Genomic DNA, 7,568 nt, shown 5'->3' with positions numbered 1-7,568 from the left:
CGCCCCAGTGAGGCTTCATAGAGCTTGGCGCGAGTAGCCGGATTATCCAGGTCAGCCAGCTGTGCCGGAGTTGACGGTAGGTCCAGCGGAATCAGCCACGGCGCATCGGTGTCGGCCTTTTTCGCGTAGGCGGCGAAGGACGCAATGGCGTCGTCGGAAAGCCCGGCGAGTTCCTCGCGGTCGTAGATCTCCACGGCGCGCGCGACGGTGTCCTTCAGTAGGTTTTCACCGAAAGCCGTGGAGAGCTCAGAGAGACGGGAATTGATGCGGCTGAGCTCGGCTTTGTCCTCGTCGCTGAGGTCCGCACCGGCGCGCTGGAAGTCTTCGCGGACTTTCTTCAGCAGCAGCTTCGCCTCTTCCGGATTGGCGGCATCCTCAACGCTGTCGATGGCATTGATGCGCTGCCACAGGTCACTGCGCATGCGAATCTGATCCAGGTGTGCAGTGAGCTGCGGGGCAATCTCGGCTTCAATTTCCATGCGGACATCGGTGGCGTCCGTGCCGGCAACGTTGAAGAAATAAGCAGCGACGCGGTCCAGATCCTGGCCCGCCTTTTCCATTGCCTCGATGGTATTAACAAAGGTCGGCGCCTCCGACGACGTGGCGATGGCGTCGATCTCGCGTGCATGGCTGCGCATTGCTTCGCTAAAGGCCTCGCGGACGTGGCTGTCATCGATTGCCGCAAAATCTGGCAATTCGCAGAACAATTCTGACGGTGTCAACAGTGGATTTCGTGCATCATTGGTCATAGTGAATTCAACTGTAGCGTGCTCGAAAAACCAGAGTGCGCCTACCGTCTGAAACAGGCTCCCCGCCGTTCTGGCAGGACCAACCGTGACGAGGAGGCGTTTTCCGCCATGACAGAGACGACTATTTCCGCTCCCTGTGGGAGGCTAACCGGCCGTATTCACGATGACGCAATACAAGTTTTCAATATCGATTACGCAGATGCTGCTCCGTTCGCCGCGTCGGCACCGGTGGCTGACGGGCCACAGTCAGGCACTCGGCGCTGTGAACCCGAGCGCGAATTAGTTCTCACCGTCACCGCACCGGCTGAGCCCGCGGACGCTTCCTATCCCGTATTGCTGTGGATCCACGGTGGTAGCTACGAGTTTGGGCATCCCTCCGAGCCCTGGACGGACGCGACGGCCTTCGCACAGGCAGGCATCGTCACCGTTTCGCTCGGATACCGCAAGGGCCTCGAGGGATTCTGGCGCGACAGTGAAACAGAGACCTACCGGGCCATTGATGACCTGTATCTGGGGCTGCAGTGGGCTCGTCGTAACGCGCCTGCCTTCGGCGGCGATATCGACAACATCACTATCTCGGGGCAATCGGCGGGTGCGGCGCTGGCGCTCACTCTCGCTGCCGACGAACGCACTCGCGGCCAGATCCAGCGCACCATCGCCATGTCGCCGGCCTTCTCGCTGCTGTCGGGCTCGCGTCTCCGCCGCACGTTGGCGGGCATCGGTGTGGGACGTGCGCCGTCCACCGACGTCTTTTCGCGTGCCGACGAACGCAGGGTCGCTCGAGCCCAGAAATTGGTGTCGGCATCCTCACCTTCGGATCCGGCAATTGGGCCTCGCTTTGACAGCTTTGCTCCCACACTGCCAACGATGGTGACTGCCACCAGCGAAGAGTTCTTCTCAGAACCGCCGGTTGTGGCGATGGACAAGTTGCCCATGCGGGAGTGGATGGCTCGGCGCTACGCCAAGGGGCATCGCGGCCACGGCGAATTTCCGGCCACCGCCTATGCCGAACGTCCGATGGGGAATGTCATTTCTGACTCAGCGATTCGCTCATACGCTGTTAAAGTCGCCGAACGGTCCGTGGCGGCTGAGCTGGATGTGTGGGCGGCACAGTTCGAACCGGGAGAAGGGTTGGGCTATGCACCTGCTGGCCGCACCAGTGGTGCTCCGCACTGCATCGACATTGCACGCTTCTTCGGTATGAAGGAACCCAACCATCCATTCCACCAAGTGGCGGTCGAGTTCATCCGCGAAGGCACCTCACACATGCCCCGCTACAACAATGACCGCAAGGTGACCACCTTTGCTGGCGCTGACGCCCAGGCAGTCGAGGACATTGCCATCGATGCGTGGGCGGCTCCGCGCCAGCTCTTTGGCGCATAAGGCATAAGGCGGGTGAGGCTTGCGCTGGTTAGCGCTGTGCTGTTGTGCTCAACAACTGAGCCCAGCGACTTAAGCTGGCAAAGTCTGCATGTACCGATAAATCTCGACGCAGACCAAAATGGTGATCAGCGTGATAAGTACTGCTATGAGTTTCCTGCGATCCATAGCCACCGTTCTTACCGAAGCACCAGGCCAGACGCAAGCTTTACCCTCTGTGGTTAACTGTCAACTATGGAGCCGCTTGATTTATTAGTCCCCGAGAATTCCGCGCTGCAGCCGGTCGACCCCGCGCTGGCTAAGGTGAAGCGAGTCGCGCACGCCGCTCCCCTGCTAGTTATCACGATTGCATCCGTCGTCGCCGCTGTGATGTGGACTCCGTGGATGTGGTTGGGCGTCCTCGCCTGCGTGCTCTACTTCGCATATATCTACTGGCTCATCGGTCGACGAGTTCGTGCCCACCGATACCTCGAAGAGGACAACGACTTCATTGTTGCGTCCGGACGCTGGTGGCGCTCGGTCACTGTCGTCCCTTACGGACGAATCCAGTTCATCGACATCGATGAAGGACCTCTCCTTCGACTATTCGGACTGGCAACGCTGAAGCTCAACACAGCATCGGCGAGCTCGGATGCAGCCGTCCACGGTTTGCCACGTGAAGAAGCGCTCGCCCTGCGCGCTCGTCTATCTCAGCGCGCCCACGACCGGATGGCGGGTCTCTAAATGAGGCATAGAGTTCATCCCCTATCTCCGCTGCTCAAAAGCTTTGCCACAATCGCTGCGGTGACTGCATTCGCAGTCGCGAATCAGTGGCAGTTGGCCGTTGCGGTCGTGACTCAGCTCTACGACTGGGCATGGCTCGGTCTCCTTGTCGGTACCGGTGCGGTCGCCATAATTATTGGTCTGATTGCATTTTTCTCGTGGCTGTCCTGGCGGTATACGTTCTACGAGCTCACCGACGATGAGGTTCGCTACGGCTCCGGATGGCTACTGCGTTCTCGACGCGCGGCACGGCTCGACCGCGTGCAGGCGGTGGATATCAACCAACCATTGTTGGCGCGCATTTTCGGGCTCGCCGAAATTGTCATTGAAACAGCCGGCGGCTCCGATTCACACTTCACAATCAAATACCTCACTCCCCCGCAGTGCGAACAGTTCCGCGCTGACGTGTTGGGTGAGGTAGAAAAGCTGGACACCGAGCTGGCACGTTCGCTTTACGACGGCGACAGCTCCACCGCGCCCCTCGACTCCGGCGCTCACATGTCCTCTCGCATGCCCGAAGCGAAGACCATCTTTGGCCCGGTCGATGTCGGACGGCTGATTGCATCCGTGGCCATTGGACCCGGTCTTTTCGTCGGCATAGCTCTCATCCTCCTCGCCGTTGTCTCTGCGCTGTTTACCGACCTCATCGTAGAAATCCTCAGCGGAGTAACCATCACTACTCTGATTGTGATTGGCAGTTTCGCTGTCGGCCTTTTCGGGGTACTAAATCAGTCGTGGGATTTCACGCTGAAGGTATCGTCGGAAAGCAGGCGTCTGGCGATTACCGCCGGACTGTTGTCGACGCGCGCTCAGACCATTCCCATTGATCGCATTCATGGCTTTAAAGTGGTGCAACCGCTCTGGTGGCGTCCGTGGAGATGGTCCCGTGCGGATGTCTCGGTGGCGGGCTATGGCCTGGACAGCACACAGTCGAACAACACACTGGTGCCAGTGGCACCGGCACCGGAGACGGACGCGATTGTCGATTACCTGATGAATGAGATTGCGGGACCGTCCTCCGCGGATGACCTGTTGGGCTCCTGGCAGACTCCACGCACGGCATGGTGGCTCAGCCCAATTGACTGGAAATTCCAAAAGGTGCAGGCCACGCGGCGGGGTCTTTTAGTGACAAAGGGCCGGTTCTGGCATACGCGGTTCATCGTTCCCTGGCAGCGTATTCAAGGACATACACTGATTATTTCTCCGCTGAAGAAAGCGGCGGGAGTGGCAAACGTGCGAATCGACATGGTGCCGGGAGCGGTCACTCCGGTGGCAACGGAGTTGAAGTTGGATGATGCGTACCAGCTCACCGCGCTGATTCAGGAACACAAGGTTGTTTAGAATGCTATTTAATGAGGTCTCCCAGGACGGCCGTCTCGCGCGGTCTTGTGGGATCTCGCAGGAAAACTCTCTCTGCAGGCTAGTGGCATAGTCATTACGCTGGGATGCATGACTATCGCCAAGGAAGATTACGAGTGGTACCGCAGCGCGGTGTTCTATGAGGTGCTCGTCCGGGCCTTCTTCGACTCCGACAACAACGGCTCCGGCGACCTCAAAGGGCTGACGGAGAAGCTCGATTATCTGCAATGGCTGGGCGTTGACTGCCTCTGGCTGCCGCCTTTCTACGACTCCCCGCTGCGCGACGGCGGTTACGATATCCGCGACTTCCGCGCCGTGCTCGACGAGTTTGGCACGGTCGAGGATTTTAAGGTGCTTCTCGACGAGGCCCATGCGCGCGGTATCCGCGTTATTACTGACCTGGTGATGAACCACACCTCCGATACCCATGAGTGGTTTCAGCAGTCGCGCACTGATCCGGATGGCCCCTACGGCGGCTTTTATGTCTGGACTGATGACCCGGACACTTACTCGGGCGCACGCATTATCTTTGTCGATACCGAGGATTCCAACTGGACCTATGACCCGGTGCGTGGCCAGTACTACTGGCACCGCTTCTTCTCCCACCAGCCGGATTTGAACTATGACAATCCGGCGGTGCAAGAAGCGATGCTCGATGTGCTGCGCTTCTGGTCCGATCTCGGCATCGATGGCTTCCGCCTCGACGCTGTTCCCTACCTCTTCGAACGCGAAGGTACTAACTGCGAGAATCTGCCCGAGACCCACGCTTTTCTGAAGCGCTGCCGCAAGGTCATGGATGAGGAATACCCGGGTCGCGTCCTGCTGGCGGAGGCCAACCAGTGGCCCTCCGATGTGGTGGAATACTTCGGCGACCCGGAGGTCGGTGGCGACGAATGCCACATGGCTTTCCACTTCCCACTCATGCCACGCATTTTCATGGCGGTGCGCAAGCAGTCCCGCTTCCCCATCTCGGAGATCCTGGAGTCCACGCCGGAGATTCCGTCTTCGGCTCAGTGGGGCATTTTCCTGCGCAACCACGATGAGCTGACGCTGGAAATGGTCACCGATGCCGAGCGCGACTACATGTACGCCGAGTATGCGCACGATCCGCGGATGAAGGCCAACATCGGCATTCGCCGTCGTCTAGCGCCACTGCTGCAAAATGACCGCACTCAGCTCGAGCTTTTCAATGCCCTGCTACTCTCCCTGCCAGGTTCGCCGGTGCTCTACTACGGGGACGAAATTGGTATGGGCGACAACATTTGGCTCGGTGACCGCGATGGTGTGCGCACACCGATGCAGTGGTCACCCGACCGCAACGCCGGGTTCTCCAAGGCCGACCCCGGTCGGCTCTATCTGCCGACCATTCAGGATGCGACCTACGGTTACCAGGCGGTCAATGTCGAGAACCAAGCGAGCTACTCCAATTCGCTGTTGAATTGGGTGCGTCGACTGATTCAGGTCCGCAAGCGCTATGAGGCTTTTGGCCTCGGTGATTTCCGCGAGCTGAATAGCGATACCGCCTCTGTTCTGACCTATCTGCGCACATACGGCGACGAAGTGCTGCTGTGCGTCAACAACCTGTCCTCTTACCCCGCGGCCGTCTCACTGGATCTGTCCGAGTTCGCCGGTGCCACCCCGGTAGAGCTCACGGGTTCGGTTCCCTTCCCCACAATTGGCACCGATTCCTACCAGATCACGCTTCCTGGCCACGGTTTCTACTGGTTCGAAATCCAGCTTCCACCTGAGACAAACCTCGAATCGAGCGCCTCGATGTCGGCACCGACAATCCCGGTTGCGCAGGCGATATCGGACGCGCCGGTGACGTCATCACGCGAGCACTCAGGCACCGCCGCCGATGCCGCCGCCGATGCCGTCACAAACGCCGATAATAAAGAGTGATCTTTTAAGTCCCGAAAGGCGAACGAACTAAAATGACTATTCCCACCGCCGAATTCATTGCCGAAGAGCTGGCAGACACACTGGTCAAGATGCGCTTTTTCGCTGACAAGGTCTCTGACATCGACCACGTCGAGATCCTCGCGCTTGACCCCGTACTGCGCGACAATCCCGACAGTCCCGATGTCGATATCGCATTGGTGAGGGTGCACACCGCACATTCTGCACCGACCTATCAGCTGCCCATCGCTTGGGCGGAGGACGTCCCCGATGGCCACGAGCAGTCCCTGCTGGTTCGCGCGGAGGGCATCGTCGGCTACGACGCTCTGATTGATTCGGATGCCATCACAGCACTCGGCCAGAAGCTTTCCGACGAAGGCAAGCTCGGCCGCATGGAACTGCGACGTGTGCCGGGCTCTGAACAGCTCCGTCCGGAATCCGGCCGCCCCATGGGAGTCGAACAGTCGAATACCTCGGTCATTTTCGACGACCGCGTGATGTGCAAGTTCTTCCGTCGCCTCTACCCCGGCACTAATGCCGATGTGGAGCTGCTGGCCGCACTCGCCCAGGCAGATTGCAAGTTCGTCCCTGAGCTCTACTCCTGGGTAGAGACCACCATTGGCGAAGACGCCTACACCACCGCCATGCTGCAGGAATTCGCACCGAACTCGGTCGATGGCTGGGAGCTGGCTCTTGGCGCAGTGCGCGATGCCATCCGCGACAGTCAGACCCCGCTGGAAGATTTGGGCACCGACTTTACATCCGAAGCGCGTGCGCTCGGCGAAGCAGTGGCCTCGGTACACAGCAGCCTCGCTGCCGCTGTCGCGGTAAAGAAGCGTCTGACCGGTGCGGAGCTGGTAGCCCCACTGCGAGCTCGCCTGGACTTCGTCGCTGGTGTGGTGCCACAAATTGCTGAGGTCAAGGATAAGGCTCAGGCTATCTTCGATCGCGCAGAGGCTGCGGTTCCGGAAGGTGGCGCCGTCGTCCAGCGAATCCACGGTGATCTGCACTTGGGGCAGGTATTGCGCACGCCGAGCTCTTGGCGCTTGATTGACTTCGAGGGCGAGCCGTCGCGCCCGTGGGAGGAGCGTCGTCTGCCGGATCACCGCCTACGCGATATCGCCGGCATGATTCGCTCCTTCGATTACGCCGCTCACTACCCGCTGCTGACCGGACGTGAAGACACCGAGGCGGCTACCGAGCGTGTTGAGCAGTGGGCTCGCCGCAATATCGATGCCTTCTTGGAGGGTTATGGCGATGCCAGTGACCCGACCCTACTGGAGGCCTTTGTACTGGATAAGGCCATCTACGAGTGCCTTTACGAAGCGCAGAACCGCCCCAACTGGCTGCCGCTGCCGCTTGGTGCTGTGCACTCGCTGTTAGGATAGGGCTTTTGTCGCAGTAATTTCATAGCGGGAG

The 7,568-nt window shown here is 59.6% G+C and carries 5 protein-coding genes and 1 pseudogene; 5 read left to right on the top strand and 1 reads right to left on the bottom strand.

Annotated features, from left to right (window positions below):
• Window positions 1-749, bottom strand: a pseudogene (locus ADB02_RS00890) (M3 family peptidase); the annotation flags it as partial.
• A 108-nt stretch (window positions 750-857) separates the two neighbouring features.
• Between ADB02_RS00890 and ADB02_RS00885 the strand changes: the two are divergent.
• The 5 genes from ADB02_RS00885 (at window position 858) to ADB02_RS00865 (ending at window position 7,537) form a co-directional block, all read left to right on the top strand.
• Complete coding sequence (locus ADB02_RS00885; RefSeq protein ID WP_049170708.1) at window positions 858-2,132, top strand: carboxylesterase family protein; 1,275 nt, start codon at window positions 858-860, stop codon at window positions 2,130-2,132.
• Between the two features lie 231 nt (window positions 2,133-2,363).
• Window positions 2,364-2,852: a PH domain-containing protein gene (locus tag ADB02_RS00880; RefSeq protein WP_049170706.1), complete on the top strand. Its 489-nt coding sequence runs from the start codon at window positions 2,364-2,366 to the stop codon at window positions 2,850-2,852.
• 60 nt (window positions 2,853-2,912) lie between these two features.
• The gene (locus tag ADB02_RS00875) at window positions 2,913-4,232 is read left to right on the top strand and encodes a PH domain-containing protein (protein WP_049189390.1); all 1,320 of its coding nucleotides are present in this window, start codon (window positions 2,913-2,915) and stop codon (window positions 4,230-4,232) included.
• A gap of 108 nt (window positions 4,233-4,340) precedes the next feature.
• On the top strand, window positions 4,341-6,152 hold the full coding sequence (treS, locus tag ADB02_RS00870; protein WP_049189389.1) for a maltose alpha-D-glucosyltransferase: 1,812 nt from the start codon (window positions 4,341-4,343) through the stop codon (window positions 6,150-6,152).
• Between the two features lie 32 nt (window positions 6,153-6,184).
• A complete protein-coding gene (locus ADB02_RS00865; RefSeq protein WP_049189388.1) occupies window positions 6,185-7,537 on the top strand; it encodes a maltokinase N-terminal cap-like domain-containing protein in 1,353 nt (450 codons plus the stop codon).
• Window positions 7,538-7,568: the final 31 nt, after the last annotated feature.

Origin of the sequence: Corynebacterium sp. 212_CJEI, from assembly GCF_001055915.1 — a bacterium.
GTDB lineage: Bacteria > Actinomycetota > Actinomycetes > Mycobacteriales > Mycobacteriaceae > Corynebacterium > Corynebacterium jeikeium_D.
Note: the sequence above shows the minus strand (reverse complement) of the source record. Positions and strands in the feature narration are given on the sequence as shown.

Bases quoted from the DNA above. Each gene is read 5' to 3' on its own strand.
- ADB02_RS00885 (WP_049170708.1), top strand. From the start codon at position 858: ATGACAGAGACGACTATTTCCGCTCCCTGTGGGAGGCTAACCGGCCGT.
- treS (WP_049189389.1), top strand. From the start codon at position 4,341: ATGACTATCGCCAAGGAAGATTACGAGTGGTACCGCAGCGCGGTGTTC.
- ADB02_RS00880 (WP_049170706.1), top strand. From the start codon at position 2,364: ATGGAGCCGCTTGATTTATTAGTCCCCGAGAATTCCGCGCTGCAGCCG.
- ADB02_RS00865 (WP_049189388.1), top strand. From the start codon at position 6,185: ATGACTATTCCCACCGCCGAATTCATTGCCGAAGAGCTGGCAGACACA.